Source organism: Streptomyces sp. NPDC019396 (assembly GCF_040632375.1).
GTDB lineage: Bacteria > Actinomycetota > Actinomycetes > Streptomycetales > Streptomycetaceae > Streptomyces.
Genome location: NZ_JBEYBS010000021.1, coordinates 80,014 through 105,952, shown reverse-complemented (window position 1 = coordinate 105,952; position 25,939 = coordinate 80,014). Strand labels below are relative to the sequence as shown.

Annotated in this window: 22 protein-coding genes; 13 read left to right on the top strand and 9 right to left on the bottom strand. The window is 70.4% G+C overall.

Translation table 11 applies throughout. From position 1 onward, the window contains the following. Positions 1 to 16: 16 nt before the first annotated feature. Positions 17 to 1,195 (bottom strand): AI-2E family transporter, encoded by a 1,179-nt coding sequence (locus ABZ532_RS23565; protein WP_361287040.1) that lies wholly within the window; start codon positions 1,193 to 1,195, stop codon positions 17 to 19. 207 nt (positions 1,196 to 1,402) lie between these two features. On the opposite strand from ABZ532_RS23565, the gene ABZ532_RS23560 reads away from it, so the two are divergent. Together ABZ532_RS23560 and ABZ532_RS23555 are read left to right on the top strand one after the other, a co-directional pair. Then, entirely contained in the window at positions 1,403 to 4,942 is a 3,540-nt protein-coding gene (locus ABZ532_RS23560) for a DNA polymerase III subunit alpha (protein WP_361287037.1), read from the top strand. Continuing rightward, on the top strand, positions 4,939 to 5,925 hold the full coding sequence (locus tag ABZ532_RS23555) for a hypothetical protein (RefSeq protein ID WP_361287034.1): 987 nt from the start codon (positions 4,939 to 4,941) through the stop codon (positions 5,923 to 5,925). The genes ABZ532_RS23560 and ABZ532_RS23555 overlap by 4 nt, the downstream gene beginning before the upstream one ends. 29 nt (positions 5,926 to 5,954) lie before the next feature. Here ABZ532_RS23555 and ABZ532_RS23550 read toward each other — a convergent pair whose 3' ends face one another. After that, positions 5,955 to 6,389 (bottom strand): GNAT family N-acetyltransferase, encoded by a 435-nt coding sequence (locus ABZ532_RS23550; RefSeq protein ID WP_361287031.1) that lies wholly within the window; start codon positions 6,387 to 6,389, stop codon positions 5,955 to 5,957. A 284-nt stretch (positions 6,390 to 6,673) separates the two neighbouring features. On the opposite strand from ABZ532_RS23550, the gene ABZ532_RS23545 reads away from it, so the two are divergent. The 7 genes from ABZ532_RS23545 (at position 6,674) to ABZ532_RS23515 (ending at position 14,438) form a co-directional block, all read left to right on the top strand. Next, a complete protein-coding gene (locus ABZ532_RS23545) occupies positions 6,674 to 7,504 on the top strand; it encodes an SCO2525 family SAM-dependent methyltransferase (protein WP_361287028.1) in 831 nt (276 codons plus the stop codon). An 87-nt stretch (positions 7,505 to 7,591) separates the two neighbouring features. Continuing rightward, positions 7,592 to 9,433 (top strand): SCO2524 family protein, encoded by a 1,842-nt coding sequence (locus ABZ532_RS23540; RefSeq protein ID WP_361287025.1) that lies wholly within the window; start codon positions 7,592 to 7,594, stop codon positions 9,431 to 9,433. Between the two features lie 3 nt (positions 9,434 to 9,436). Then, complete coding sequence (locus tag ABZ532_RS23535) at positions 9,437 to 10,348, top strand: SCO2523 family variant P-loop protein (RefSeq protein ID WP_361287022.1); 912 nt, start codon at positions 9,437 to 9,439, stop codon at positions 10,346 to 10,348. Then, positions 10,345 to 11,304 carry an SCO2522 family protein gene (locus ABZ532_RS23530; RefSeq protein WP_361287019.1) on the top strand — a complete coding sequence of 320 codons (960 nt, stop codon included), beginning with the start codon at positions 10,345 to 10,347 and terminating at the stop codon, positions 11,302 to 11,304. Before ABZ532_RS23535 ends, ABZ532_RS23530 begins: the two co-directional genes overlap by 4 nt. Before the next feature lies 1 nt (position 11,305). Then, on the top strand, positions 11,306 to 12,280 hold the full coding sequence (locus ABZ532_RS23525; RefSeq protein ID WP_361287016.1) for an SCO2521 family protein: 975 nt from the start codon (positions 11,306 to 11,308) through the stop codon (positions 12,278 to 12,280). A gap of 53 nt (positions 12,281 to 12,333) precedes the next feature. Then, positions 12,334 to 13,299, top strand: a complete 966-nt coding sequence (locus tag ABZ532_RS23520) for a DUF6879 family protein (protein WP_361287013.1) — start codon at positions 12,334 to 12,336, stop codon at positions 13,297 to 13,299. A gap of 269 nt (positions 13,300 to 13,568) precedes the next feature. Beyond that, positions 13,569 to 14,438 carry an alpha/beta fold hydrolase gene (locus ABZ532_RS23515; protein ID WP_361287010.1) on the top strand — a complete coding sequence of 290 codons (870 nt, stop codon included), beginning with the start codon at positions 13,569 to 13,571 and terminating at the stop codon, positions 14,436 to 14,438. Between the two features lie 49 nt (positions 14,439 to 14,487). On the opposite strand, the gene ABZ532_RS23510 is transcribed toward ABZ532_RS23515, so the two are convergent. Then, a complete protein-coding gene (locus ABZ532_RS23510; protein WP_361287007.1) occupies positions 14,488 to 15,429 on the bottom strand; it encodes a lytic polysaccharide monooxygenase in 942 nt (313 codons plus the stop codon). A 464-nt stretch (positions 15,430 to 15,893) separates the two neighbouring features. Here ABZ532_RS23510 and ABZ532_RS23505 point away from each other — a divergent pair, with 464 nt between their 5' ends. Continuing rightward, entirely contained in the window at positions 15,894 to 16,703 is an 810-nt protein-coding gene (locus ABZ532_RS23505; protein WP_361287004.1) for a serine protease, read from the top strand. Positions 16,704 to 16,849: 146 nt separating this feature from the next. Continuing rightward, positions 16,850 to 17,947: a methyltransferase domain-containing protein gene (locus ABZ532_RS23500; RefSeq protein WP_361287001.1), complete on the top strand. Its 1,098-nt coding sequence runs from the start codon at positions 16,850 to 16,852 to the stop codon at positions 17,945 to 17,947. On the opposite strand, the gene ABZ532_RS23495 is transcribed toward ABZ532_RS23500, so the two are convergent. Then, positions 17,928 to 18,446 carry a DUF402 domain-containing protein gene (locus ABZ532_RS23495; RefSeq protein ID WP_361286998.1) on the bottom strand — a complete coding sequence of 173 codons (519 nt, stop codon included), beginning with the start codon at positions 18,444 to 18,446 and terminating at the stop codon, positions 17,928 to 17,930. The genes ABZ532_RS23500 and ABZ532_RS23495 overlap by 20 nt on opposite strands. Beyond that, entirely contained in the window at positions 18,427 to 19,356 is a 930-nt protein-coding gene (locus ABZ532_RS23490) for a GNAT family N-acetyltransferase (RefSeq protein WP_361286996.1), read from the bottom strand. The genes ABZ532_RS23495 and ABZ532_RS23490 overlap by 20 nt, the downstream gene beginning before the upstream one ends. Positions 19,357 to 19,420: 64 nt before the next feature. On the opposite strand from ABZ532_RS23490, the gene ABZ532_RS23485 reads away from it, so the two are divergent. Next, a complete protein-coding gene (locus tag ABZ532_RS23485) occupies positions 19,421 to 19,813 on the top strand; it encodes a GntR family transcriptional regulator (RefSeq protein ID WP_361286993.1) in 393 nt (130 codons plus the stop codon). A gap of 158 nt (positions 19,814 to 19,971) precedes the next feature. Here the strand turns inward: ABZ532_RS23485 and ABZ532_RS23480 are convergent, their stop codons facing one another. The 3 genes from ABZ532_RS23480 to ABZ532_RS23470 are packed head-to-tail and all read right to left on the bottom strand — an operon-like array spanning position 19,972 to position 22,705. Continuing rightward, a complete protein-coding gene (locus ABZ532_RS23480; protein ID WP_361286990.1) occupies positions 19,972 to 20,781 on the bottom strand; it encodes a polysaccharide deacetylase family protein in 810 nt (269 codons plus the stop codon). Beyond that, positions 20,778 to 21,788, bottom strand: a complete 1,011-nt coding sequence (locus ABZ532_RS23475) for a glycosyltransferase family 2 protein (RefSeq protein ID WP_361286987.1) — start codon at positions 21,786 to 21,788, stop codon at positions 20,778 to 20,780. The genes ABZ532_RS23480 and ABZ532_RS23475 overlap by 4 nt, the downstream gene beginning before the upstream one ends. After that, a complete protein-coding gene (locus tag ABZ532_RS23470) occupies positions 21,785 to 22,705 on the bottom strand; it encodes a glycosyltransferase family 2 protein (protein ID WP_361286984.1) in 921 nt (306 codons plus the stop codon). The genes ABZ532_RS23475 and ABZ532_RS23470 overlap by 4 nt, the downstream gene beginning before the upstream one ends. A gap of 592 nt (positions 22,706 to 23,297) precedes the next feature. On the opposite strand from ABZ532_RS23470, the gene ABZ532_RS23465 reads away from it, so the two are divergent. Further along, complete coding sequence (locus ABZ532_RS23465; protein WP_361286981.1) at positions 23,298 to 24,107, top strand: SGNH/GDSL hydrolase family protein; 810 nt, start codon at positions 23,298 to 23,300, stop codon at positions 24,105 to 24,107. On the opposite strand, the gene ABZ532_RS23460 is transcribed toward ABZ532_RS23465, so the two are convergent. Then, the gene (locus ABZ532_RS23460) at positions 24,091 to 25,896 is read right to left on the bottom strand and encodes a serine/threonine-protein kinase (RefSeq protein WP_361286978.1); all 1,806 of its coding nucleotides are present in this window, start codon (positions 25,894 to 25,896) and stop codon (positions 24,091 to 24,093) included. The two genes, ABZ532_RS23465 and ABZ532_RS23460, sit on opposite strands and share 17 nt — an antisense overlap. Between the last annotated feature and the right edge of the window lie 43 nt (positions 25,897 to 25,939).

Genomic DNA, 25,939 nt, shown 5'->3' with positions numbered 1-25,939 from the left:
CGATCCCGAGCCCGGCTCACCCTGAGGGGTGGTCCGGGCTCGGTGCGTCCGAGTGCTCCGGCGTGTTCGTCCGGCGCAGGGCCTGGCGTACGGCCCAGAGCACCGACACCAGGGGCACGGCCACGATCGCGCCGATCACACCTGCTGCGATGGCCCCGCCGACGACCGTGAGGGCGACCACCACCGGGTGCAGCCGGACGGCCCAGCTCATCACGATCGGGTGCAGCACATGCCCCTCGATCTGCCCGATCACCACGATCAGCGCGATGACGACGGCCGCGATGACCGGGCCCTTGGCCGCCAGGGCCACCACCGCCGCCACGGCGAGCGCGATGGGGGAGCCGATCAGGGGGATGAAGGCGGCGAAGAACTCGAGCAGCGCCAGGGGCAGGGCGAGCGGCACGCCGATGAGGTAGAGCGCCACGCCGACGAGTACCGCGTTGGTCGCCGCCACCAGCACGATGCCGTGGGTGTATCCGGTGAATGTGCGCCATGCGGCGCGGCCCGCCACCGCCACCCGGTCCCGGACGGTCAGCGGCAACTGGGCGCAGAACCAGGCCCACTGCCGGTCACCGGAGTGCAGGAAGAACACCGCGCAGAACAGCCCGAGCGCGAGTGTCGTCAGCACCTCCACCAGTCGTCCGGCACCGCTGAGGGCCCTGCTGGCCAGTGTGGAGCGATGTTCGGACAGAAAGCGCCCGATACGTGACTGGATATCCGTGAGGGCCTCCGGGTCCAGCCCGAGCGGCGACTGCTCCAGCCAGCGCTGGATCCTGCCGATCCCGGCTCCGAGCTCCCGCTGAAGTGTGTCCCACTCCCTGGCGACCGTCTCGCCGACCAGTGCCAGGATGCCGAAGACGACGATGATGCTGCCGATCAGCGTGAGGGCGACGGCGAGCGGCCGTGGCAGCGTCCGGGCCAGCAGATCGGCCACCGGCCGCAGCATCGCCGTGCCGACGAGTCCCAGGAAGACGGCCACGGTGAGCTCGTGGAAACGCCCGAGCACCGAGAAGACCGCATAGACGACGATGCCCACGGCCAGCAGCCGCCAGCAGTAGGCGGCTGCCGTGCGCAGGGCGGGTGCGACCGCGGGTTCGCCGCCCGGGGCGGGGCGGGTCGGGCGTACAGGACGGCGCGCGGGGCGCGACGGCCGGTGCCGGCCGCTGCCGTGCCGCGTGGCGGATCGCCTCGGCATCTGCCGTCACCACCTCCCGGTACGCCCGGACTCGTACCACCCGGTGGGGTCGGTCCAACGCCTCCGCTCCGGTATTCCCCCGATGGCACCCCTTACGTCTGTGCGTCCCGGCTGGATGCCCGCCCCTGTGATTCGCACGGACGTTCGAAACTTGGTCTATGGTGGAGGTGAGGGGGAGGTGAGAGCGGATTGAGCCAGGAGGTGCGGATGCCCGGTTTCACGCATCTGCACAGCGCGTCCGGGTTCTCCATGCGGTACGGAGCCTCACACCCGGAGCTGCTGGCCGCGCGCGCCGCCGAGCGGGGCATGGACGCGCTGGCCCTGACCGACCGCGACACCGTCGCGGGGGCCGTCCGGTTCGCCAAGGCCTGCGCCAAGGCGGGGGTGCGCCCGCTGTTCGGCGCCGGGCTCGCCGTACGGGGCGGCGAGCGGCTCGGGGAGAACCCCGGGCAGCACGGGGTGCCGGGCGCGCGTGCCGCACGCCGGCGCACCCCGGTGCGTGGCGGTGCCTTCATCGATGAGTCGACTCCCCGGGTCACCTTCCTCGCCCGTGCCGGCGCTGCCGGCTGGGCGGAGCTCTGCCGGCTGATCACCGCCGCCCATGCCACCGCCACCGACGGCCTGCCCGCCCTCGAGTGGGACGCCCTGGGCGAGGCCGCCGACGGGGTCACCGTGCTGCTCGGCCCCGGTTCCGGGGTCGGCGGGGCGCTGGCCGCGGGCCGCCCCGACCGGGCAGCCCGGCTGCTCACTCCCTGGCGGGAGCGTTACGGCGACGCCCTGCGGCTCGAAGCCGTGTACCACGGGACCACGGGGACCGGGCCGGGTTCGCTGCGGCTCGCCGCCCGTACCGTCGGTTTCGCGGCCGAGCAGGGCGTCCGGGCGGTGCTGAGCAATGCCGTGCGGTACGCCGACCCGGGCCAGGGCCCTGTCGCGGACGTACTGGACGCTGCCCGCAGGCTCGTCCCGGTGGACCCGTCCAGAGGCCTGGACAGTGGGGAGCGCTGGCTCAAGGGGCCGGACGAGATGCACCGCACGGCCGAGCGGATCGCCGAGGCCGCCGGATGGCGGCGCGACGCGGCGCACCGGCTGCTCGCCGCCACGGAGGAGACCGCAGCCGAGTGCCTCGTGGACCCCGAGGACGACCTGGGCATGGGATACGCCTACTACCCGGAGCCGCATCTCGTCGGCGCCGACCGGCGCACCGCGCAGCGGGTCCTCGCCTCCCGGGCCGCGGCGGGAATGGTGCTGCGGGGATACGACCGGATCCCCGGCGCCCGCGCCTACTGGGAGCGTATGCACTCCGAGCTGGACGTCATCGCCGCCCACGGCAACGCCACCTATTTCCTGACGGTCGCTCAAGTGGTCGATGACGTAAGAAGGATGGGCATCAGGGTGGCCGCACGCGGCTCCGGGGCGGGCTCCCTGGTGAACCATCTGCTCGGCATCGCCCACGCCGACCCGGTCGAGCACCACCTGCTGATGGAACGCTTCCTGTCCAAGCGCCGGTTCGTGCTGCCCGACATCGACATCGACGTCGAGTCCGCGCGCCGCCTGGAGGTCTACCGCGCGATCATCGACCGCTTCGGCGGAGAGCGGGTCGCCGCCGTCGCCATGCCGGAGACCTACCGGGTGCGGCACGCGATCCGGGATGTGGGCGCCGCGCTGAGCATGGACCCGGCCGAGATCGACCGGCTCGCCAAGGCGTTTCCGCACATCCGTGCCCGCGATGCCCGCGCCGCGCTGGCGGAGCTGCCCGAACTGCGCGAGGTGGCACGGGAGTACCGGCCGGACGGAGGCAGGCACGGCAGGCTCTGGGAGCTGGTCGAAGGGCTGGACGCGCTGCCGCGCGGAGTGGCCATGCACCCGTGCGGGGTGCTTATCTCGGACGCCTCGCTGCTCCGGCGTACGCCTGTGGTGCCGACCAGCGGTCTGGTCCCGCAGGGCCTTCCGGGCGAGCCGGGCACCCCCTTTCCGATGTCGCAGTTCGACAAGGACGACGTCGAGGACCTCGGGCTGCTCAAGCTCGATGTGCTGGGCGTACGGATGCAGTCGGCGATGGCCCATGCCGTCGCAGAGGTCGAGCGGGCGACGGGGCGCCGGATCGACCTGGACGACCCGGAGCAGGTGGTGCCGGACGATCCGGCGACCTACCGGCTGATCCGCTCCGCCGAGACACTGGGCTGCTTCCAGATCGAGTCCCCGGGCCAGCGCGACCTCGTCGGCAGGCTGCAGCCCGCGGACTTCCACGACCTCGTGGTCGACATCTCACTCTTCCGGCCGGGGCCGGTCGCCGCCGACATGGTGCGGCCGTTCATCGAGGCCCGGCACGGGCGGGCGCCGGTCCGCTATCCGCACCCGGACCTGGCCGGACCGCTCGGGGAGACCTACGGGGTCGTCGTGTTCCACGAGCAGATCATCGAGATGGTGAACATCCTGACGGGATGCGGGCGGGACGAGGCCGACCGGGTGCGCCGGGGGCTCTCCGATCCCGAGTCGCAGGGGCGGATCAGGGTGTGGTTCGCACAACAGGCGGAGCGCAGGGGATACGCGGCTGAAGTGATCGAACGGGCCTGGGAGATCATCGAGGCGTTCGGTTCATACGGATTCTGCAAGGCGCACGCGGTGGCCTTCGCCGTGCCGACGTACCAGTCGGCGTGGCTCAAGGCCCACCATCCGGCTGCCTTCTACGCGGGGCTGCTCACCCATGACCCCGGGATGTACCCGAAACGGCTGCTGCTGGCGGACGCGCGGCGACGCGGGGTGCCGGTGCTGCCGCTGGATGTGAACCGGTCGGCGGTCGCTCATCACATCGAACTGGTGTCCGATGACGGTGATGGCGGGGTGTGGGGCCTGCGGCTGGCGTTCGCCGATGTGCACGGCATCAGCGAGTCGGAGGCCACCCGGATCGAGGCGGAGCAGCCGTACGCGTCCCTGCTGGACTTCTGGGAGCGGGCGCACCCCGGGCGACCCGTGGCGGAACGGCTCGCGCAGGTGGGTGCGCTCGACGCGTTCGGCGCCAACCGCCGCGACCTGCTGCTGCATATCGCCGAACTCCACCGCACCCGGCAGGGGCCGCCCTCCCACGGACGCGGTGGCCAGCTTCCGCTGGGCGGCGGTCGCAGGACCGCGTCCGTCGGACTGCCCGACCTCAACGAAGCCGAGCGGCTCAGCGCCGAGCTGAACATCCTCGGCATGGACACTTCCCGGCATCTGATGGCGGATCACCATGTCTTCCTCGACGAACTCGGCGCGATCCCCGCGAAGCGGCTGCGCGAGGCCGAACACGGCGCCACCGTGCTGGTCGCGGGGGCCAAGGCGGCCACCCAGACCCCGCCGATCCGCTCCGGCCGCCGGGTCATCTTCACCACCCTGGACGACGGCACGGGCCTGGTCGACCTCGCCTTCTTCGACGACAGCCACGAGGCCTGCGCCCACACCGTCTTCCACTCCTGGCTGCTGCTGGTACGCGGAGTGGTCCAGCGCCGCGGCCCGCGCAGCCTCAGTGTGGTCGGCTCCGCTGCCTGGAACCTCGCGGACCTGATCGAGATCCGCCGCGAGGGGGGACTCGACGCGGTGGCACGGCGGCTGGCCGCGGGCGGTCCGTCCACCGGTACTCCGTCCACCGGCCGCAGCATCCGTATGTCCACCGGCTACGAGATGAACGCATGGGCCGACCTCCGTCCGGCCGGTGAAGGCACCGCGTCCACCAGGAAGTTGTGGCACCAGAGCCCGGGGAGCGCGGGATGACGGCGGAACCATCGATCCTGTGCCTGCGGTTCCGCGTGGCCGGGGGCAAGCACCCTCCGGACGAGGCCGCCTACGCGGGACTGCTCGAGTTGCTCGGGGCGTTCACCCCCGTGGTGGAGGCCCTGCCACCCGACGGAGCACTCGCCGACGTACGGGGCGCGCTGCGGTACTTCGGCAGGGACGCGGCCGGACTGGCCGCGGTGATACGGGTACGGGCACTCGCCCTGTACGGGGCCGACTGCGTCATCGGCGCCGGCCCCAACCCGCTGCTGGCCCGGATGGCGGCACGCGAGGCCGGACCCGGTACCACCCTGGCCGTGGGTGACACGGCGGAGTTCCTCACCGGACGCCCGGTCGCCGCACTGCACGGGGTCGGCCCGGCGACCGCCCGTGTCCTGTGCGGATACGGACTCGACACCGTCGACCGGGTCGCCGCAGCGCCGCCGGCCGTACTCCAGCGCATCCTCGGCGCACGCACCGGGCGCGAGGTCCACGAGAAGGCTCATGGCACCGACCGCACCCGGGTCGTCCCGAACGCCGCGGCCCGCTCCACCGGCGCCGAACGAGCCTTCCCCCGGGATGAGCTGGACCCGGCCGAACACCGCCGCGCCCTGGTCTCGCTGGGTGAGGAACTCGGCGCCCGGATGCGCGCGAAGAGCCAGGTCTGCCGGTCCCTGAGCCTCACCGTCCGCTATGCCGACCGCACCACGACCACCAGGTCACGTGCCCTGCCCGAGCCGACCGCCCACTCCGCGTCCCTCACCGGCACCGCGTACGGACTGCTCGACGCCCTCGGCCTGCAGCGCGCCCGCGTCCGCGGCATCGCCCTGCGCGCCGAGGGACTGCTCCCGGCCGGGCGGGCGACGCAGCAGCTCACCTTCGATCCCGCCGACGAGAAGGCCCGCCGTATCGAGGCGGCGGCTGACCGGGCCCGTGCCAGATTCGGACCCCGGGCGGTCATGCCGGGCTCGCTCGCCGCGTGAGCGGGTGTGCCCCCACCCGGTCGCTCCCGCTACAACCTCAGCACCATGACCAACCGGTCGTCTCCGGGGCCGAAGTAATCCGGATAGTGGTCGACCTTGTCGAAACCCAGCGACTCGTACAGCTCGATGGCGGCGGCGTTGGCCGGTTCCACGGTCAGCCGGACCTCGCCCACCTCCTGCGCGCGTAATCGTTCCAGCGCCTCCGCCATCAGCCAGCGGCCGAACCCCCGGCCCCGCGAGCGGCGGTCGATGGCCAGCCCCAGGATCCAGCTGCGGGACCTGTCGGGCGCGGTGCCCATCAGCACGTACCCGAGCAGTTCTCCGCCGTCGTCGACCACCAGCAGCTGGTCCCCGTAGACGTCGTAGAGCTGGCGCAACACAAAGAAGGGGTAGGCGTGTTCGGCGAAGACCTCCTGGTCGAGCGTCGCCAGCGCACTGAGGTCCTCGTCGGTGACCGGTCTCACCCGTGGCGGCCGGCCCCGGGCGGCCAAAGGCACCGCGACGGGGCGCGACGGGGGACGATCTCCGGGCAGAGGAGTCATGCCACTCCCTCACGAAGGGGTCAGAGGCGATGCGCATCACCCACACGAGTGATACGGGCCGGGTGACCCGGTGCCGTGCCCGCCGGACCGCGGGCGGAGGTGGTCGGATCAAGCATTGCCCGCCCCAGCAGGACCTTCAAGGTGGGAACGGGCCGTCGACGGCTCCACGCACCGACGCGCCCCCCGTGCTTCGGAAGTTGTGCGTAGTGCAGGACCTGACGGTGTTTCTCCATTACCATTGGAAGATGGTTCTGAAACCGACTGGCCGTCCGGAGATCCGCGAGTCCGGGAAGCCGGAGCTCAACGACGAGGCTGACTGGAACTCGTTCGACTCCGACGCGTATGTTGATCACAACTATCGCGAGCTGCGTCCCGATGACGAGCAGATCATTCGCATCGTCCGTGATTACTTCTGTGATCACTTCCAGCGGAACCCGGGACTCCCTGATTCGGGCATTGACGTCGGTTCAGGTGCCAATCTCTATCCCGCCCTCACCCTGCTTCCCTGGTGCACGGGGATGACCCTCTTCGAACGGGCCGGGACCAACGTCCAGTGGCTGGAGCGCCAGGTCCCGGGCTACGACGCCAACTGGGACGCGTTCTGGGACGTGCTGTCCGAGCTGAAGCCGTACGCGGCGGTCGAGGACCCGCGCCCGGCGTTGCGCCTGGCCGCCCATGTCAAGCAGGGCAACCTCTTCCACCTGCCCGAGCGGCGCTGGGGCATCGGCACGATGTTCTTCGTGGCCGAGTCGATGTCCACCTCGATCGAGGAGTTCCGGGAGGGCGTACGGCGCTTCGCCGAGTGCCTGACCCCGGGCGCTCCCTATGCCGCCGCCTTCATGGAGGGGTCGAAGGGCTACTCGGTGGGCGACGAATTCTTCCCTGCGTGCAGTGTCGACGCGACTGACGTACGGGACAGCCTGGCGCCCTTTACGGAAGGGGAGGTTCAGGTTTCCCTCATCGGAATTCCAGAGGATCCGCTCCGGGTTGGCTACGACGGAATGATCGTGGCCTGCGGAAAGCGGAATTCCGCATAGCGCCGAGCGCTTCACACAGCTCGCTCAACCAGAACGGCCGATTCATTCACTTCACGCTGCCGGGCAGCAGTACGAGGGGTATGGGGGATGCAGATCAAGCCGCGCCAGCAATTGCTGGACATCTGGCGGGCCATTGCACGCCACTCGTTCAAGGACGGTGAATGGGACTGGGGTGAATGGGGCGGGCGCAGCAGCGTCGCGGACGCCGAGCGCCTGCTCTGCCTCATGTACCCCGCCACCGAGATCCCGGCGTTCCGCCTGGACGATCCGGACACGACGGACCGCGACGTGCAGGACACCCTCAAGGGCGTCGGCGGCCGGCTGGAGATCCCCGGGAAGCTCCTGACGGTGCTCGCGGAATTCATGCGCACCCACACCGCGGGTGACAAGCAGCCCAGCTTCGCGGGCGGCCACTACTTCGTGTCCGGCGACGCGGAACGTGAACTCACCAAAGAACAAAGGGAGTTGGGAGTCGTTGACTCCTTCTCCATGTCGATCACGCTGTCCCTCGCCACACTCGGCTTTCTCAAGGTCTACCTCAGCAAGCCCCGGCGCGCCGAGGTACGAGCCCTCGCCGACGAACTCAGAGCGGCCACCGAGGCACGGCTCACCGCCGCGATGGTCAGCCTGCTGCGCTCCTTCACCATCAACGTCTTCGACGCCGACGCGCCCCAGGGCCGCACGCTCTGCCGGCTCATCGGCCAGGACCAGGTCTCGGACCGGATCGTCGTCCAGCAGTTCCAGCGCCGCTTCAAGTCGCTGCGCGCGGTCCTGCGCGACCAGTTCGTCCTCGGTGTCGACGTCGCCGACGGCCTCAACGACGAGAACCAGCTCTTCGAATGCGGCTGGGCCTGGGGCCTGGTGCAGGACGCACCCATCGTGGAGACCAGCGAGCCGATCGGGCCGCAGCCCTCGGGCATCGCCAAGCCCGTCCCGTACCTCTACTTCACCGTGGTCGCCCTCGACGGCATCCAGGACCTCTTCTCCGACCGCACCCTCACCCTCGGCCTGCTCAATCCCGAACAGCAGCGGCTCGCCGAGGCCCTGCGACTGCGCTGGGAGATCACCCAGCAGTACTGGTCGGCCATCGCCCGTTTCGGGGACGGCGCCTGGCCACTCGAGGACATCCCCTGGCGTACCACCGGACAGCGGCTCGAATCGGAGTACTTCTCGCTCTGTGTGGCCGCCATCCTCGTCTACGACCTCGTACGCCGGCGCGCCACCGACGACGACCTCACCCGCACCGTCGCCATCATGGAACGCCTCGCCGAACGGGGCCGCGTCACCAGCCGGATGACCCAGCGGGACAGGGCCATCACCCTCCACAACCCCGGCATCGAACTGCCCTTGCAGGGCAGTGACGCACTCGGGCCGCCCATGCAGTGGAACATGACGGACTTCTCCGCACAGCTGCTCAAGCGGACCATCCAGCTGTGCGCACTGTCCCGCAACGTGTCCTCGCACGACCGGCTGCTGCGGCTGGGCGAGCGGATCTTCGACCATGTGTGGCAGCGCCGACTGCGGGTCGGTGAGGGCGTCGGCCTCTGGGACAATCCCCGCGCCGTCTATCCCGACTCACCGGAGCGCACCGGCCCGCTGTCCTGGAACGTCACCGAGCGCGTCACCGAGTGCATGGTCGCCGCGCGTCAGCTCTACACCCAGTCGCCGATCCGCAGCGCAGACCTCTCCATGCTCGCCGGCGATCTGCTGAGCGAGGCCACCCATCTCCTCGGCAGCGAACAGCTGGAACCGACCTCGGTCGCCGAAGGCTCCCGGGGCATCGCGCTGAAGAGCATCGAGGTCAAACTGCGGCGGGCTCGCGAGATCATCGACGAACAGCCGGGAACCGCCTACGCGTTGACCATCGAGGTGCTCGGGCAGCTCGACACCCTGGCCCTGGCCAGGCACACCGCTTCCAGGGGAGTGTGAACGGTGCTCGTCTTCGCCGCATCCGACAAGGGGGGCACCGGACGCTCCGTCACCAGCGCCAACCTCGCCTACCGGCGTGCCATCGCCGGTGACAACGTCTGCTATCTCGACTTCGACTTCGGCTCACCTACCGCCGCCGCCGTCTTCGACGTACCCGGTGCGCTGCGCGGAATCGACCACGGCGGCCTCCACTCCTACCTCCAGGGCAAGATCCCCGAGCCGGTGCGGATCGATGTCTGGGCCGAGACCGAGCACGACGTGCTGCGGCACCGCCCCACCGGTTCCGGCGACCTCACCCTGCTGCCCGGTGATCTCAGCGGCGGCGAGTTCGGTGTCACCAAGGACGTCCTGCGCCGCTGTATCGATCTCTTCCTCACTCTGAACAGCGAGTACGACCTGGTCGTGGTGGACCTCAGCGCAGGGCGCAGCTACGCCGTGGACATGGCCCTGGACGCCACGTCCCAGATGCGCAAGGTCAAGGCACGGTGGCTGGTCTACCACCGCTGGACCAGACAGCATGTCATTGCCGCCGCCGGTCTTGTCTTCGGCCAGCGCGGCATCGTCTCCGGGGGAGTCGCCCGCGGCCACGACGAGGAGGAACTGCGGGGCGCCATCCGCTTCGTACGTGCCGCGGTTCCCGACCCCGAGTCACCGCTCTGGTCCCAGGTGCCACCCGCGCAGTCCGCCTGGATGCGCATGTGCGACCAGGACCTCAACGACCTCGCGGGCGATCTCGACATCGGCTTCACCAAGGTGCTCGGCTCGGTGCCACTGGAGCCCGTGCTCCAGTGGCGGGAGCAGCTCATCACCGACGAGGACGTGCTGGCCAGCCAGATCGCCAACATGGAGACCTGGCAGGCGCTCGAGGAACTCGCCGCGAAGCTCACCGACGACGAGTCCTGGGGGCAGCCGTGAGCGATGCCGTGTTCCGCGAGACCACCGCGGAGCCCCGCACCCAGTCCGTACCGCTCTCCCATGTCTCCCTGGAACTGGGCCACCTGTACATGGAGGACTTCGAAGCCGGCCCCGAGCGGCTCGGGGAGCACTTCGCGATGGTGCGGCCCTGGGTCGAGGCGGTACGCGGCACGGCGGCCGGAAACAACGGCAAGCGGGCCCGGGTCAGCACCTGCTTTCTCATCGACGACTACTTCACCCGCTTCTCGACCCCGGCCGAGCTCGTACCGGTGCTGCTCGGCGAGGCCGAACGGCACGGGCTGACCATCGACTACCTGGCCCGGGAGTCCGGCTGCGCCGTCGCCGACGGCATCGGCATCGCCGAGATCGTGGAACACCGGCTGGTCGAGTCACCCCCGCCCGGCAGCGACGGATCCCGCCCGCCGGCCAGGGAGATAGGGTGGCTCGCCAACGGCGAACGCACACCCGGTGTGGAATCCCTGGAGGCCATGGCCAACGTGCCGTCGTGGCGCCCGCCCACCGAGACCGCCGCCCGCCGCCACTCGGTCTTCATGGACGTCGAGCTCTGGGACGACCTCGACCAGCGCCGCACCTGGTCCTGCCCCTTCCTCGCCGCCGTCTGGCAACTGGCCCGGATGGGGCTGCTGCGTTACCGGGGCGAACCAGTGCTGCGACCCAAGCCGTGGTCCGGCAAGGAGTTCCCCCGCCGCTGGGACGATCTGCCCCCGCTGATCCAGCTCAACGCGACCGCCGCGCCCTTCTGCGCGTACCGCACCCACTCCGTACTGCCGTCCCGCTTCCTGCCCGTGGAACACGCCGTACGGGTCATCCTGGGCCAGGTCGAGGTGGATGCGGTCGCGTTCGGCCAGATCGCCGAACGCTCCGCCCGCGAGGGGGTGTCCGTTCCCGACGGCATCGCCGACCGGGCAGGCTACGTGTTCTACCCGGGACCATGACATGGGCGGACCTGAAGAGCCCAGGACATACGCGCTGGCCTGCGGCGAGATCCGCACCGGTCTGCTCAGGACCCACCAGTCGCTGCCCGCGGCCGGGGCCCTGGAACTGCTGCGGCTGCGTGCCGACGAACGGGTAAGGGTCTCCGAACGCCCCAATCTGCACGCGGTGTCACCGGATGTCCTGACGGGCGTGGACTGCCGGCTGCCCACGGCGTCCGGTGCGAAGGTGCGCGTGGTCGGCACGGTCGCCGCGCATGCCGTGCTCACCGAGGGCCGGGTGCTCCAGGCCACCGCGTACTTCCGTGCCCCGGCCGCGGGCCCTGAGCAGCGGCAGCCCTGGGACCACTATCTGGTCCGGCCCGGGGTGATCGAGCCGCTGGGACGGCTCCCCGGACAGGACGCGGCCGAAGCGTTCCTGACGGCGCAGCAGCGCCCGGGGGAGCTCGACCTCGGCACCATCGCCGAGCAGCTCCTGGGGAACGTCATGCGCCATCCCCTCCTCGACCAGTCGCCGCCCTTCAAGTCGGGCCGCACCCGGCTGCGCTGGACGGCGCTGCCGTCCGGCGCCGCCGGACCGGCCCCGGCGATCGAGCGCTTCACCCTGGCCACGGACGGCCTGCGCACCGTGGAACTGCGAGTGCCCACGGACATGGAGCCTGCCGCGGTCGCGGGGCTCTGCGAGGACCTCGCCCTGCACGACTGGCTGCTGACGACCCTCGTCAGGATGGTCGAGCGTAGCCGGCTCGGGTCGGTGGACGGGCACGACGCCGTCATGGCGCTGCGGCCGGCCGTCGATCACCTGCTCCATCTGTGGATGCCCAAGGCACGTACGGACAGGGCCCTGTGCCCGCTCTGGGAGGTACTCGAAAGGGAGCCGGGATTCACCCGGCAGTGGCAGACGCTGGTCCAGCGGATCCGGGACCAGTTGGCTCTGCAGGCCATTCCGTTGCTGCGCGAGGCCTTGACGGCACGCTGACACACCGCTGGGAGTGTGGGCACGCGCGACCCTAACCGGGGGAGTAGACCGAAGTGAACGCATCGACGACAGCGCGCGGAACATCGGACTCCTTAGCGCGCCCGCAAGGGGGCGGCATACCACCGTTCCTGCTGAAGACCCTGATCACGGTGGTGATCGGCGGATTCACCTACGCCCTGACGAACGCCACGGACCAGCCCGAGGTGTGGAAGCTGACGGCTTCCATCTTCCTCGGCGGGGCCGCCATGATCATTCAGTACATGGTCGACTTCGAGCGGCGGCTGGGTGCCGTGGAGTCCAGCCTGACCGTACACAACTCCGAGATGAAGGGCCTGGTCGCCGAGGGATTCGCCAAGATCAACCAGGCTACGGAACTGTTCGGACTTGTCGAGGGGTCCGCACTGCGTCCCGACGGTGTGACCCGGCTGGTGCGCAATGCCACCTCGGTGGGTTCCGACGGGCCCCCGATCATCCGGGCCTTCGCACAGGCCGAGATCAACCGGCTCGCCACGCTGATGGCCAACCTCAACCAACAGCACACGGACTACGACGGCGAGGACCACGACTGGATCGTCTCGCTGACCCAGTGTGCGAGCGGCAGCATCGATGCCACCAGCACCTCGGTCGACCATGACTTCTGGCCCAGTGAGCTGGGTCAGCGCTACCTGCGGGCGCAGCGAGACGCCATCCGCAGCCGAGGGGTACGGATCCGCCGGCTCTTCATCGTGAACACCCCCGACCAGATCGACCGCGCGCTCGAGAAGCTCGTGGAGCGTCAGCAGAGCCTCGGCATCCACGTACGTGTGCTGGCGCTGTCCCAGCTGCCGCCGGAGGCCGGGATCGACACCACGAACGACTTCATCGTGTTCGACGACTCCCTGTCCTATGAGGTCGAGCCGGATCTCCAGGGAATGAACGCCAAGACCACGCTGGACCTGCGGGAGGACCGAGTGGCCCGGCGCGTCAAGCGCTTCGAGGAACTCTGGGAGGCAGGGGACGGAGACCCCGAGGGGGAGTGACCCCAGCGGCTCTGTGCCGGCCCAGGGCCGGCGACATCCGCACCTGCGACCACCGGGAGGCACCATTCCCGGTGGTCGTTCGCGTGTGCACTATCAGATCGCACGATGACGGGCGGTCAGTTTTTACCAACGCGTAACTTCCCAGTTCTGGTTACTCGTGCGTACGTTGGCAGTGGTACAGCTCTCACTTGTGGTCCGGGCCGCAGGGAATCCCCACATCCCCATCCCCAGTCGTCGCCATTTCCCTTGAGCCGCAAGGAGATCGCCCGATGCTGTCCTGGAAACGTGCCCTGAGACCATTCGCCGCACTCGCACTGGCCGCCGTCATCGGCTTCACCCCCGCAGCCACCGCGACCGCCGCCCCTGCCGTCACCGCTCCCAGCAGTGGCTGGAACGACTACTCCTGCAAGCCGTCGACCGCCCACCCCCGCCCGGTCGTCCTCGTCCACGGAACCCTCGGGAACTCCTGGGACAACTGGCTCGCCCTCGCGCCGTACCTCGTCCACCGCGGCTACTGCGTCTTCTCGCTCGACTACGGTCAACTGCCCGGCGTCCCCCTCTTCCACGGCCTCGGCCCCATCGACAAGTCCGCAGCGCAACTCGACGTGTACATCGACCGGGTACTCGCCGCGACCGGGGCTGGTGAGGTCGACATCGTCGGGCACTCCCAGGGCGGGATGATGCCCCGCTACTACCTCAAGTTCCTCGGCGGGGCGGACAAGGTGAACGCACTCATCGGCCTCGCCCCCAGCAACCACGGCACCACCCTGAGCGGGCTCACCGGCCTGCTGAAGTACTTCCCCGGCGCAGCCGACCTGCTGAACGCCGCCACCCCGGCTCTCGCCGACCAGATCACCGGGTCCGCCTTCCTCGCCAAGCTCAACGAGGGCGGGGACACGGTCCCTGGCGTGCGCTACACGGTCATTGCCACCAAGTACGACGAGGTGGTCACGCCCTACCGCTCGGCCTTCCTCAGCGGGTCCGACGTCAAGAACGTCACGCTCCAGGACCTGTGCTCCGTCGACCTCTCGGAGCATGTGGCGATCGGTCTGTGGGACCGGATCGCCTACCACGAGGTGACCAACGCACTGGACCCCGCGCACGCCCGACCCACCAACTGCGCGTCGGTCTTCGACTGAGCGGCAGCCGGGGTTGCCGCCCGTAGGGGCAACCCCGGCCCGTCGCCCGTCAGGTCCTGCGGCGCCTGGCCCCGAAGACCGCCGCGGCCCCGAGCGCGAGCACGGACGCACCGCCCACGGCCAGATAGGGTGTCGCATCGCTGCCACCGGTCTCGGCCAGGTCCGCACCAGCGCTGTTCACCCGAGGGGCACTCTCCGCCGGAGCGGCGTCCTGGCCCTCGGCGCCGTGGCTGCCATGCCCCGCGTGGTCCGCGGTGGACTTGTCGCCGCCCTCCGCTATCTGGTCCTCCGTCGGCGCGGACGCGGTCGGCGACGGCGCGCCCACCTCGGGGGACGGCGGGGCCGAACCGCCGCTGTCCCCGCCGAACACCACGTCCGAGCAGGTGTAGAAGGCCTCCGGGGAGTCGGAACGCTGCCAGATCGAGTAGACGAGATGGCGGCCGGACTTGTTCGGGACGGTCCCGTCGAAGACGTACTCACCGTTGACCAGCTTCGGGTCGCTGACTCTGGCGAACGGCGCCTTTTCCAGATCGGACCACGTGAGCGGCTTCGACGGGTCGTACCCGTCCTTGGTGATGTACAGCTCGAAGGAACCCTTGTGCGGTGCCGTCCCCTTGTAGCGGAAGGTGTGACGGCCGGCGGTCAGCTTCGACGCCGGCCAGTCGGCGCGCGGCAGATCAAGGCCCTTGTACTTGTCCCGGCCGGCGCTGCACAGCTTTCCGTCAGGGATCAGCTGCCGGTGGTTTCCGGCCGCATTGGCGATGTTGACCTCGTTCCAGTCGTAGAACGCCTGCGCCCCACTGGTGGCGACCGCGGCCCTGCACGCCGCCGACTCGGGGCTTTCCGGTCCTTCCGCGTAGCACGAGGACACGCGGCTCACCGGGTCCGTCATCGAGCCGTGCGCGACGGCCGGGGCGGCGGCCAGGACGGTCAGCACCACCGATACGGCACCGAATGCGGCGACCACGACGGTCCTGTGGCGAGCGGTCATGGCGGGGGATCTCCTTCGTCGGCGGCACGGGGGGAGGGGGGGCGCGGAGCGCCCCGTCTGACAGCAAGCTAGCCGCACATTCCGCTGAAAACCGCTGCTGGGAGCGGGTGGAGGGGATCCTTATGCTTCCTTTAAGGGGGGCGTAAGCAGGGGCTCAGGAACGCGCGGTGCGTTGGGTCGGCGGACACCAGCGGTCGTCCGCAGTGTCAGGAGTGTCACGCTGGCCGGGAACAGCCGCTTTGAATCAAAGAGGCTCCACGGCACGTCAGTTGTGGTGCCAGACCCTTGTCCATCGAGTGTTCGTTCCACATAATCGCTAGGCGCTCTGCGAACTCATCCCCCACTGGGTTCGGACGCCTTACGCCGTGCTGCCGTCGTTTCGCCGTGCAACACCGGTGGCGACTTCCGTTTCCCGGACGCGGGTCTGGGCTCGTGGCGCTCATCCCCCCACGAGAGGAAGTCCCTTGACCAGTTTCCTGAAGCACCTCAGGGCGGCGACCGCGATCGGTGCCGTCGCCCTCGCCGCCTTCAGCCTCCAGTCCAACACCGCCATCGCAGCCCCCGAGCCGACCCCACGCGGCGACCTGGGCCCGGCGGTCGTCGGCGGAACCCCGGCCGAGCAGGGCGAGTTCCCGTTCATGGTCCGGTTGTCCATGGGGTGCGGCGGTGCGCTGTACGCCAAGGACATCGTGCTCACCGCCGCTCACTGTGTCGACGGCAGCGGTCCCGACACGGGGATCACCGCGACCGCCGGAGTCGTCGACCTGGAGGACTCCGGCGCGGTCAGCGCGAAGTCCACCCAGGTGCTCCAGGCCCCGGGATACGACGGCAAGGGCAAGGACTGGGCGCTGATCAAGCTCGAGAAGCCCATCGACCTGCCGACGCTGCCGATTGCCGAGGACGACAAGCTCACCAACGGCGACTTCGACATCGCCGGCTGGGGCGCGGACAAGGAAGGCGGCTCCCAGCAGCGCTACCTGCTCAAGGCCAAGGTGCCGTTCATCGATGACGCCACCTGCCAGTCGGCGTACGGCGACCAGCTCACCCCCGGTGAGGAGATCTGCGCCGGAAACCTGGACGCCGGTGGCATCGACACCTGCCAGGGCGACTCGGGCGGCCCCATGTTCCGCAAGGACGAGGCCGGGGCCTGGATACAGGTCGGCATCGTCAGCTGGGGCGAGGGATGCGCTCGTCCCGGTAAGCCCGGCGTCTACACCGAGGTGAGCGCCTTCGCCGCGGACATCAAGAAGGCCGCCGGAGAACTGGGCGGCTGAGCGGGCCGCGTCCTGCCCGGACAGCCCCGGGCATCCGGTGCCGGCGGCGGCAACTCCCCGCCGCCGGCACCGGACTGCCGGTCGGCCGCGGCCGCCGGGAACCGGCCCGCGTATCAGTGTCAGTGGTGGCTGTGAACATCGGACCCATGACGACGATCGACTGGGACGCTGCCGCCGACACCTTCGACGAGGAGCCCGACCACGGGCTGCGTGACCCAGCCGTGCGGGCCGCGTGGGCGGCGCGGATGGCAGGGTGGTTGCCCGATGAGCCGTCCGACGTGCTGGACCTCGGCTGCGGCACGGGCAGCCTGGCCCTGCTCGCTGCCGACCAGGGCCACCGGGTGACCGCGGTGGACCTCTCGCCCCGGATGACCGACGCCGCCCGTGCCAAGCTCGCTGGCACAGGTGCCGAGGTGCTCACCGGGTCCGCCGAGCGGCCACCGGTGGGGCAGCGGCGCTTTGATGTCGTGCTGGTCCGGCATGTCCTGTGGGCGCTGCCCGACCCCGAGGCCGCACTCGGTGGTTGGGCGGCACTGCTGCGGCCGGGCGGCCGGCTGGTGATCATCGAAGGCGTGTGGAACGGCACCGGGCTACCCGCGCGGCGACTGACGGAAGCCCTCGCACCGCTCACGGTCCATGTCGAGCTGGAGCGGCTGTCGGGAGAGCCCGCGCTGTGGGGCGGACCCGTGGACGACGAGCGGTACGCACTAGTGGCACGGGTGGCGCCGCCCACGCGGCACCAGGAGGTGGTCGACGTACATCTCATTCTCCGCAGGGGCGATGAGATCCTGCTGGCCCGGCGCGCGGGCACCGGCTATGGCGACGGGTTGTGGAACGGGCCGTCGGGGCACGTCGAGGACGGGGAGGACGTGTGCCAGGCGATGGTGCGCGAGACGTCCGAGGAGATCGGTGTGGCGCTCGGGCGGGAGGACCTGCGGGTGGCCCTCGTGATGCAGCACCGGGGGCCCGGCGGCCCGCCCCGGACCGGCTGGTTCTTCGAAGCCGCGTACGGTAGTGGCGGCGAGCCCTACAACCGCGAGCCGCACAAGTGCTCCGAGCTGGCCTGGTATCCGCTGGACGCACTGCCGCGCGACGTGGTGGCCTACTGCCGGGCCGGGATCGAGGCCTACCGCGCCGGTGAGCGATTCGTCATCCACTGGCACGAGGACGGCGACCCGATCGGATACGACCCGGGCACACCCGATCGCGCGCTGTCGCTTCCCGTCACTCGAACAGCGACATGAACCGCCCATCGAGGGCGAGACGTTCAAGGGCGTCCAGCGCCCCGGTGGCCTCCCTGGCCGCCGCGGGGTCGGTCCGGGCGAGGCCGCTCGCGGCGAACTCGTCCTCGTCCAGCCGGACGGTCAGACGGCCGTCGGCAGAGACCCAGAGGTCCAGATCCAGGTCCTCCGAAACCACCTCGGTGGCCCCTGCTCGTTCCGTCACCACCACGGGCCTGGTGATGTCGCAGTACCAGCCCTTCAGCTCCCCGTCGTCCGCCCTTACCTCCTTCACGGCGTACCAGCGGTCGCGCCAGTAGTGCTCCGTGAACACATCGCCGGGCTCGAAGCGAACGAAGCCGAAGTCCCGTGCGCCCTCCCCGGCCCAGGGCGCACGGACCGTGATCCGGGAGCCGTCGTCCGAGACCAGCCGGGCCGGATAGCGGATCTTCGTGCGCCCCGCCTTGACGAGCACGACCTCCGCTTCTTCGGCTGCCCCCGGATCAGCCGAGTCCGCGGACATACCGCACCTCCGTGGCGCAGACCCGGTAACCGAACCAGCTGTTGACCGCCAGCATCGGGCCGTTGCCCGTGTCATTGCCGGTGAACGCCTCAGTGAGCCCCGCTGCCCTGGCCCGGTGCAGCGAGTCGTTCTTGGCGAGCTTGGCCAGGCCCCGGCCGCGGTAGGCGCGGGCGGTTCCCGTCATCGCGGTGGAGTAGCGGGTGGAGCCGTCGGTGTAGGCCGCGGTGAACGCGACGGGGCGGCCGTCGGCCACCGCCACGGAGGTCAGCTCGCGGTTGAGCAGCGGATGGCCCCAGGTCTGGCCCAGCCAGTGGTCGTAGTCGGAGAACTCCACGTCCACATCGCCCGGTTCGTCCGCCGTGGTCTCGGCGTCGAGCTCGTACAACGGCCGGGGGTCGTCCTCGAACGCCGTGCCGGGGACGATCTCCACGCCGGTCGGCGACTGCTGAAGCGGCGGCAGGGTGCCGTCCGTGAGATCGAGCCTGAGGAAGTGGGCGGCGCGGCTGGGACGGTAGCCGTGCCGCTCCGCGAAGGCACGGTTGGCTGGCTCGTCGAACACCCAGGAGTACACCGTCGTGACGCCCTCGTCCGCCAGATGCCGCTCGGCGGCGCCCACGATCAGCGAACCCGCGCCACGCCCGCGACGCTCCGGGTGCACATAGATGTTCGCCTGCCCCACACCGGGCTCGACGCTCTCGAAGTCGACGCTCACCTGCGCCGTGCCGATGATCTCGCCGTCCTCCTCCGCGACCAGCGGGCGCCAGTGTGCGTCGGGATGCGCATGGGTGCAAGCGAAGGCCACGGACTCGGCGGTGGCCAGCATGAACGGCACTGCCGCTCGCCGGACGCGGGCGAAGCCCTCGGTGTCCCGGGGATCATCCGGACGTAGATCACGCACGATTACTGTCATGGGCCGCCACGCTAGGCGCGGGCCGGGGCGTGCGCCTCCCATTTTCCGCCACCCGGGTGCAGGGATGGGGGACAATCGCCCGGTGACTTTGCACCTCGTCATCGAAGCCGGCTCCACCGCCGCGCCCTATGAACAACTCCGCGCCCAGATCTCCGAGCAGGCCCGGTCGGGTGCCCTGCCCGTCGGCTACAAGCTGCCCACCGTCCGGGGCCTCGCCGAGGAACTGGGTCTGGCCCCGAACACCGTCGCCAAGGCCTACCGCGCCCTGGAAGGCGACGGGGTGATCGAGACCCGCGGCCGTCACGGCACCTTCGTCGCCGCGGCGGGCGCCGCGGCCGAGCGACGGGCGGCTTCGGCCGCGCAGGCCTACGCGGAGGAGGTCAGACGCCTCGGGCTGCCGCGGGCCGCTGCGGCATCCGCGGTGGAGGAAGCACTGCGGGCGGTGTACGGGGACTGATGCGCACGAGGCCCCGGTGCCACGGGATTCTTCCGGTGGCACCGGGGCCCGGTCGAACAGCGGCGGGGCCAGGATCCGAACCCGCGCCTCTCCGGGTCATGAGCCTGTAGCACTGCCGAACTGCACCACCCGACAGCTTCCTGTGCCCGGACCACGCTCTACGGGACAACGGAACTGACCGCGGTGCGCAGCAGACGCACACCGCCGCGCGACCTGCGGACCATGGCGTATCCCTTCGTCAGGACCCGGTCCCGGGCGAACGAACGGGCCAGGGCGCGCCCCTCGACCAGCCGCTCGAACTCCTCGATGCCGGTGCTCCGCCGTACCGTCACCCGTTCCAGCGCCTGGGGCCCCTGCCTGCGGCGGGCCAGGGCGTTGCCCACGGCGAGCGACTGTGTGAAGCCCGCCGCGCGCACGATTCGGCGCACCCGGCTGCTGGAATAGCCGTACGGGTACGCGAACGAGACCGGGGCCGCGCCCAGTTCGCCGGTGATGATCTCCCGGCAGCGCCGGGCCTCGTAGCGCAGCCGGACGTCGTCGAGCTGGTCGAGCTGCGGATGGGTGTGGGAGTGGCCTCCGATCTCCGCACCGGTGGCGGCGAGTTCCCGCACCTGGTGCCAGTCGAGCATGGTGTCAGGGGCGTCGCCCGTCTCGTGTCCGCCCCGCAGCCAGCCGGTCGACACGAACAGCGTCGAGGCGAATCCGTGCCGGGCGAGTACGGGGAGGGCGTGGCGGTGCACGCCCTCGTAGCCGTCGTCGAAGGTGATGAGCACGGGCCGCGGCGGCAGCGGCTCACCCTGCCGCCACGCCCGGGCGAGCCGGGCCGTGGTGACCGGGGTGAAGCCCCGTCCGCCGAGCAGCTCCATCTGCTCGGCGAACGCCTCCGGGGCCACGGAGAGGCCGAAGGCAGCCGGCGCCGGCCGGTGGCCCACGGCGTGGTACATCAGGATCGGGACGGCCTCGTTCATGCCGAACCGCCTTCCGTCGGGACGGGAGCGTAGGCGGATACCGGGCCGTGTGAGAACGCCACAGCCGAGCGGGTGCGCAGCCCGGCGAGCAGGTATCCGGCCGCGGCGGTGGCCACACCCGCCACGATCGCACCGGCCCGTGCGGCCCCGCCGGGTCTGCCCAGCAGGGCGTCGCGCAGACCGCGCGCGACGCCCGCCGGAAGCACCCGCGTGGTGTACCTGCGTTCGGACTCCAGGCCCTTGCCGCTGCCCACGCTGCGGGAGACGAGGGCCTTGGAGAGTCCTTCGGCATAGGTCCGGGTGCGGAAGTAGCCGAAGCGCTCACGTGCGGAGGGGACCTTGTGGTGGATGACGGCACGGTCGTCGATCAGCAGGACCGCGTGCGGGATGGCCCGACTGAGCCGGATGCACAGCTCGGTCTCCTCGCAGCCCAGGGGCCGTTTGTCACCGTCGCGTCCGATCCCGGTGGCGAAGCCGCCCGAGGTGTCGAAGGCCGTGCGCCGGAAGGACGCGTTGCCGCCGAGGACATTGCGCACCCGCACCCTGCCGGGTGGCAGGCCCCGGTACGTGCAGCCCACCACCCAGTCGAACTCCTCGGGGAACCAGGCGGGGCGCCGGCCCGAGGCCCAGAGGGGCAGGGTCCTTCCGCCCACCGCCATGACCCGGGGGTCGCCGTACGCCTCGGCGAAGTGGCGCAGCCACTCACCGTCGGCCACGGCGTCGTCGTCGAGGAAGGCGACGAACTCGCCGTGTGCCGCGGCGATTCCGGTGTTACGGCCGGCGGAGAGGCCGCGGGGGCCCGCGTTGGCGAGCACCCGCACCTCTTCGCGGACGTCTGCGAACCGTTCGGTCAGCCGCTCCAGCAGCGCTGGGTTGTGGTCGACCACGACCAGCGTCTCCAGCGCGGGAAGCGACTGCCCGCGCACCGAGGCGACCGCGGCCAGGATGTCCTCCCAGCGGTCCTCGGTGTAGGCGCAGATCACCACCGAGAAGGTCCGGTCGCTCAAGAGAGCTCTCCCTGGGGCGCCTTGAGGGTGAGTGGCGGGGTGCTGCGCCCGGTGCGGCGCGGTATCCCCTTCTCCCGCAGGATCACCCGGAGCACACGCAGCCCGTCGCGCACGGCGCTGAGGTTGCTGACGCCGTGGATGCGCACGTACTCGTGGCTGGGCACCTCCTGGACCCGCAGTCCGGCTCTGACGACCCTGATGTTCATCAGGGTCTCGATCTCGAAGCCGGTGCAGTCCAGGGTGATCCTGTCGAGGCAGTGCCGCCAGAAGGCGTTGTAGCCGTAGCACAGGTCGGTGTAACGGGCGCCGAACTTGGCGTTGACCACGGCGCACAGGGCGCGGTTGCCGAGCCTGCGGACGGGGGTCATGTCGTCGGTGCCGCCGCCGTTGGCGAAGCGGGAGCCCTTGGCGAAGTCGGCCCCGCCGACAAGGGCGGAGACATAGCTGACGATCTCCTGGCCGTGGGCCGAACCGTCGGCGTCGACCATCACGATGATGTCCCCGGTGCAGGCGGCGAATCCGCTGATGAGCGCGTCGCCCTTGCCCTTGCCCGCCTGCTTGACGACCTTGACGCCGGGCCATAGACGTCTGGCCACGTCCACCGTGCCGTCGGTGGAGTTGCCGTCGACGAGGACGACTTCATGGATCCAGCCGGGGAGTGTGCCGAAGACGTACGGAAGGTTCTCCGCCTCGTTCATGGCGGGGATCACGACGCTGACCGGCGGAGAGATCGCGAGATGGGAGGAGATCGGACGGTACTGGGCGGGGTCGGCGGACTGGGTGAACTCGGCAGACCGGGTGAACTCGGTGGAATCGCCGTCCAGAATGGCGGTGGCGGTGGCGGTGGCGGTGGCCCCGGCCGCGGCAGAAGCCGCGGTGCCGGTCTCATGGACCGCCGGGCGCAGGATCGAACTCATGAGTCGGTTTCCCTCTCGTCCGGTGGACCGCCCGCCCCGGGCGGTCCGGATGAGTGTCCGGTTCGAAAGGGGGGTTCTCACCCCGGCCATGACGGCATCGAACTCCGTACCGCCGGGTGAGCTGGCATTGCTGGCCGCGCGGCCCGTGGACCGGCGCATGCGTGAGTACACGGCCGATCACGGCACCCCCCTACCGCGCTCCGCTCCGGACCATCGCGACGGTGACGAGCCCCTCCCCAGGAGTCGCTTTGCATGAAGGTCCGTTGCGGGTGGATGTACGACGGTATTGATGAATAGGACTGTATGACAAGACCTGGAACGAGGTCTCACCTTTTCGCTTCTTTATTCCTCCCCGGTGGAAATGTGCAAGCTGCTTCCGTATTTCGGTAAAAGGGGGAAGTGGGGAGATTGGTGCGATTGGCGCGATCGGTGGGGCGGTTGCGATGGCCGGCTTCACGCGGCTGCTTGACTGTGTTGACGGTTCGTCAGGGAGATCGCACTAAACCTGGATTGTTCTTGACGTGAACACTTCCAGTGAAGTATGCGCCGTGCTACGACAGTTGAGACAGAACTCCTGCTAAAGGGAGGTTCCATGAAACCGTCCCGAATCGCGGCATTCTCCTCCTCACTCCTCCTCGGTGCCGTCCTCGCTCTCACCGGCGCAGGCCAGGCACAGGCAGCCCAGAGCGCGGCAGCAGTGGACTACGTGGCCCTCGGGGACTCGTACTCCTCCGGTGTCGGAGCCGGTGCGTACATCGGTTCCAGCGGCAACTGCCTGCGCACCAAACGCGCCTATCCCGCGCTCTGGGCCGCGGCGCACTCACCCTCGTCGTTCGCCTTCACCGCCTGCTCGGGCGCTCGTACGAGTGATGTGATCGCCAATCAGCTCGGCCCCGTCACCTCCGCTACCGACCTCGTGTCCATCTCCATCGGCGGCAATGACGCCGGCTTCGCCGACGTCATGACCACCTGTGTCCTCCAGTCCGAGAGCACCTGCGTCGCCCGCGTCGCAGAAGCCAGGCGCTATGTCGACACCACCCTGCCGGGGCGGCTCGACTCGGTGTACTCGGCGATCAGATCGCGGGCGTCGGCGGCGCATGTCGTCGTGCTCGGCTACCCGCGCTTCTACAAGCTGGGGGGCAGTTGCCTCACCGGCCTCACCGAAGGGGAACGCGCCGCGATCAACGGCGGTGCGGACTACCTCAACGCGGCGGTCGCCAAACGTGCCGCCGACCACGGCTTCACCTTCGCCGATGTCGCCCCCGGCTTCACGGGGCACGAGATCTGCTCCGGTTCCGCCTGGCTCCACAGCGTCAACTGGCTGAACATCACGGAGTCATACCACCCGACCGCGTCCGGACAGTCGGGGGGCTATCTGCCGGCCCTCAGTAGGGCGGTGTGACGGCCTCACTCGGGTAGGACCGCCGGGAGGACTCACCGGAACCAGCACTACCCGTATCGCCGGTACCACCCGCATCACCAGCACCGTCGGTATGCCCCGAAGGGGACGGGGACTCCTCCCGCTCGCATGTCACCGAGAACGCCAGCCAGTTCGACCGTGCCCCGACCGGACTCCGGACCTCCACCCGGATCCGGTCGTGGTGTGCCGCGTCCTCGGCGTACGTCCGCTCGGTGTGGTGGACGTCCTGTGACGCACCCCCGCCTGAAGGGAAGGCGAGTGTCCGCCAGCCGTAGGCGGAACTCCGGCCGCTCTCGGTCACCCAGCGATAGGAGACGGTCGCCGGGACGCGGCCCACAGCGATCGTCGCACTGAACGAGGGCGCTTCCGCCTCGGGCGGCGGGCAGACCCCGTGGTAGCTGTCCCGCACCGACCGGGCGTACACCTGAACGGTCTGCGGCGGCAGGTGGGCAGGCGAACCTGCGCCGCCTGTGCCGGCTGCTCCGCCCGTGGCCTCCGGAGCGCCGGTCGACCGCGCGGACGAGCCGCTGCCGCTCGCGTCCGGTCCACTGGACGTCGCCCCCGCGTTCTTCGAGCCGCTGTCGTCCGCGGCGCCGCTGCTCGACGTCCACCCGCCGCGTGTTCCGCCCTTGCCGGTGCCGTCCCGTGCGTCGCCGTTCTTCACCAGCGAGTACGTCAGGCCGCCGATCGACAGCAGAAGCACCGTGATTCCGGCGACCAGCGCGGCCAGCGCACGTCGCGGCCTGCCGGAGCGCAGGGTGGTGGCACCGGTGGACGGGGTCGGCGGCCCGAAGCCCCCCACGGGTGTCGCGGCCCCGGTGGTCGCCGCCCCGGCCGTTGTCGCAGAGGTGGCGGGACTCGGGGCGGACGATGCCACGGTGGGGGCGTACCCGCCCGAGCGCGGCCGGGGAGTGGAGCCGGTGCGCGGCGCACCACCCGCTCCCACGATCCGCAGCTCGCGTTCCGCATCGGCGGCGGACACCCGCTGGGCCGGATCCTTGCGCAGCAGCCCCTCGATGACCCCGGCGAGTGCGCCTGCCCGGCGCGGTGGCGGCAGCTCCTCGTCGACCACCGCGCGCAGGGTGCTGAGCGCTGTGTCCTGACGGAACGGCGACCGCCCTTCCACCGCCGCGTACAGCAGCACGCCGAGGGACCAGAGATCGGACTCCGGGCCGGGAGTGCGCCCCAGCGCGCGCTCCGGCGCGAGGTACTCGGGGGAGCCGACCAGTTCACCGGTCATCGTCAGATTGGTGGTGCCCTCGACCGTGGCGATGCCGAAGTCGCTGAGCACCACGCGCCCGTCGTTGGCGATCAGCACATTGCCGGGTTTCACGTCGCGGTGCAGCACCCCGGCCTCGTGCGCCGCGCGCAGCGCGGCGAGCACCTCGGCTCCGATGTGCGCGGCGCGGCGTGGCGCCATCGGCCCCTCGGCGTCGAGCACGTCGGAGAGCGAGAGCCCCCGGATCAGTTCCATCACGATCCAGGGGCGTGCGTCATGCGTGGCCACGTCGTAGACCGTGACCACGTTGCGCTGGGAGATACGGGCGGCCGCCCAGCCCTCCCGTTCCAGCCGGGCGTACAACCGCCGAATGTCGGCGGTGCCGAGCGCGGCGGGCGCCCGGACCTCCTTGACCGCCACCTCCCGGCCCAGCGTCTCGTCACGGGCCCGCCAGACGACGCCCATCCCGCCTTCGCCGAGCCGGCTGAGCAGGCGGTAGCGGCCTGCGACCAGCACCTCGTCGTTCCGGCCGTCGCCCGGCACTTCGCTCATGACGAACCCCCCATCCGCAGCAGAGCGACCATCACGGTGGAAA

Excerpts from the sequence above, each read along its gene's own strand:
- ABZ532_RS23565 (WP_361287040.1), bottom strand. The coding sequence starts at position 1,195 with ATGCCGAGGCGATCCGCCACGCGGCACGGCAGCGGCCGGCACCGGCCG.
- ABZ532_RS23560 (WP_361287037.1), top strand. The coding sequence starts at position 1,403 with ATGCCCGGTTTCACGCATCTGCACAGCGCGTCCGGGTTCTCCATGCGG.
- ABZ532_RS23460 (WP_361286978.1), bottom strand. The coding sequence starts at position 25,896 with ATGAGCGAAGTGCCGGGCGACGGCCGGAACGACGAGGTGCTGGTCGCA.
- ABZ532_RS23500 (WP_361287001.1), top strand. The coding sequence starts at position 16,850 with ATGACGACGATCGACTGGGACGCTGCCGCCGACACCTTCGACGAGGAG.
- ABZ532_RS23485 (WP_361286993.1), top strand. The coding sequence starts at position 19,421 with ATGGGGGACAATCGCCCGGTGACTTTGCACCTCGTCATCGAAGCCGGC.
- ABZ532_RS23540 (WP_361287025.1), top strand. The coding sequence starts at position 7,592 with ATGCAGATCAAGCCGCGCCAGCAATTGCTGGACATCTGGCGGGCCATT.
- ABZ532_RS23465 (WP_361286981.1), top strand. The coding sequence starts at position 23,298 with ATGAAACCGTCCCGAATCGCGGCATTCTCCTCCTCACTCCTCCTCGGT.
- ABZ532_RS23525 (WP_361287016.1), top strand. The coding sequence starts at position 11,306 with ATGGGCGGACCTGAAGAGCCCAGGACATACGCGCTGGCCTGCGGCGAG.
- ABZ532_RS23470 (WP_361286984.1), bottom strand. The coding sequence starts at position 22,705 with ATGAGTTCGATCCTGCGCCCGGCGGTCCATGAGACCGGCACCGCGGCT.
- ABZ532_RS23480 (WP_361286990.1), bottom strand. The coding sequence starts at position 20,781 with ATGAACGAGGCCGTCCCGATCCTGATGTACCACGCCGTGGGCCACCGG.
- ABZ532_RS23495 (WP_361286998.1), bottom strand. The coding sequence starts at position 18,446 with ATGTCCGCGGACTCGGCTGATCCGGGGGCAGCCGAAGAAGCGGAGGTC.
- ABZ532_RS23490 (WP_361286996.1), bottom strand. The coding sequence starts at position 19,356 with ATGACAGTAATCGTGCGTGATCTACGTCCGGATGATCCCCGGGACACC.
- ABZ532_RS23515 (WP_361287010.1), top strand. The coding sequence starts at position 13,569 with ATGCTGTCCTGGAAACGTGCCCTGAGACCATTCGCCGCACTCGCACTG.
- ABZ532_RS23555 (WP_361287034.1), top strand. The coding sequence starts at position 4,939 with ATGACGGCGGAACCATCGATCCTGTGCCTGCGGTTCCGCGTGGCCGGG.
- ABZ532_RS23510 (WP_361287007.1), bottom strand. The coding sequence starts at position 15,429 with ATGACCGCTCGCCACAGGACCGTCGTGGTCGCCGCATTCGGTGCCGTA.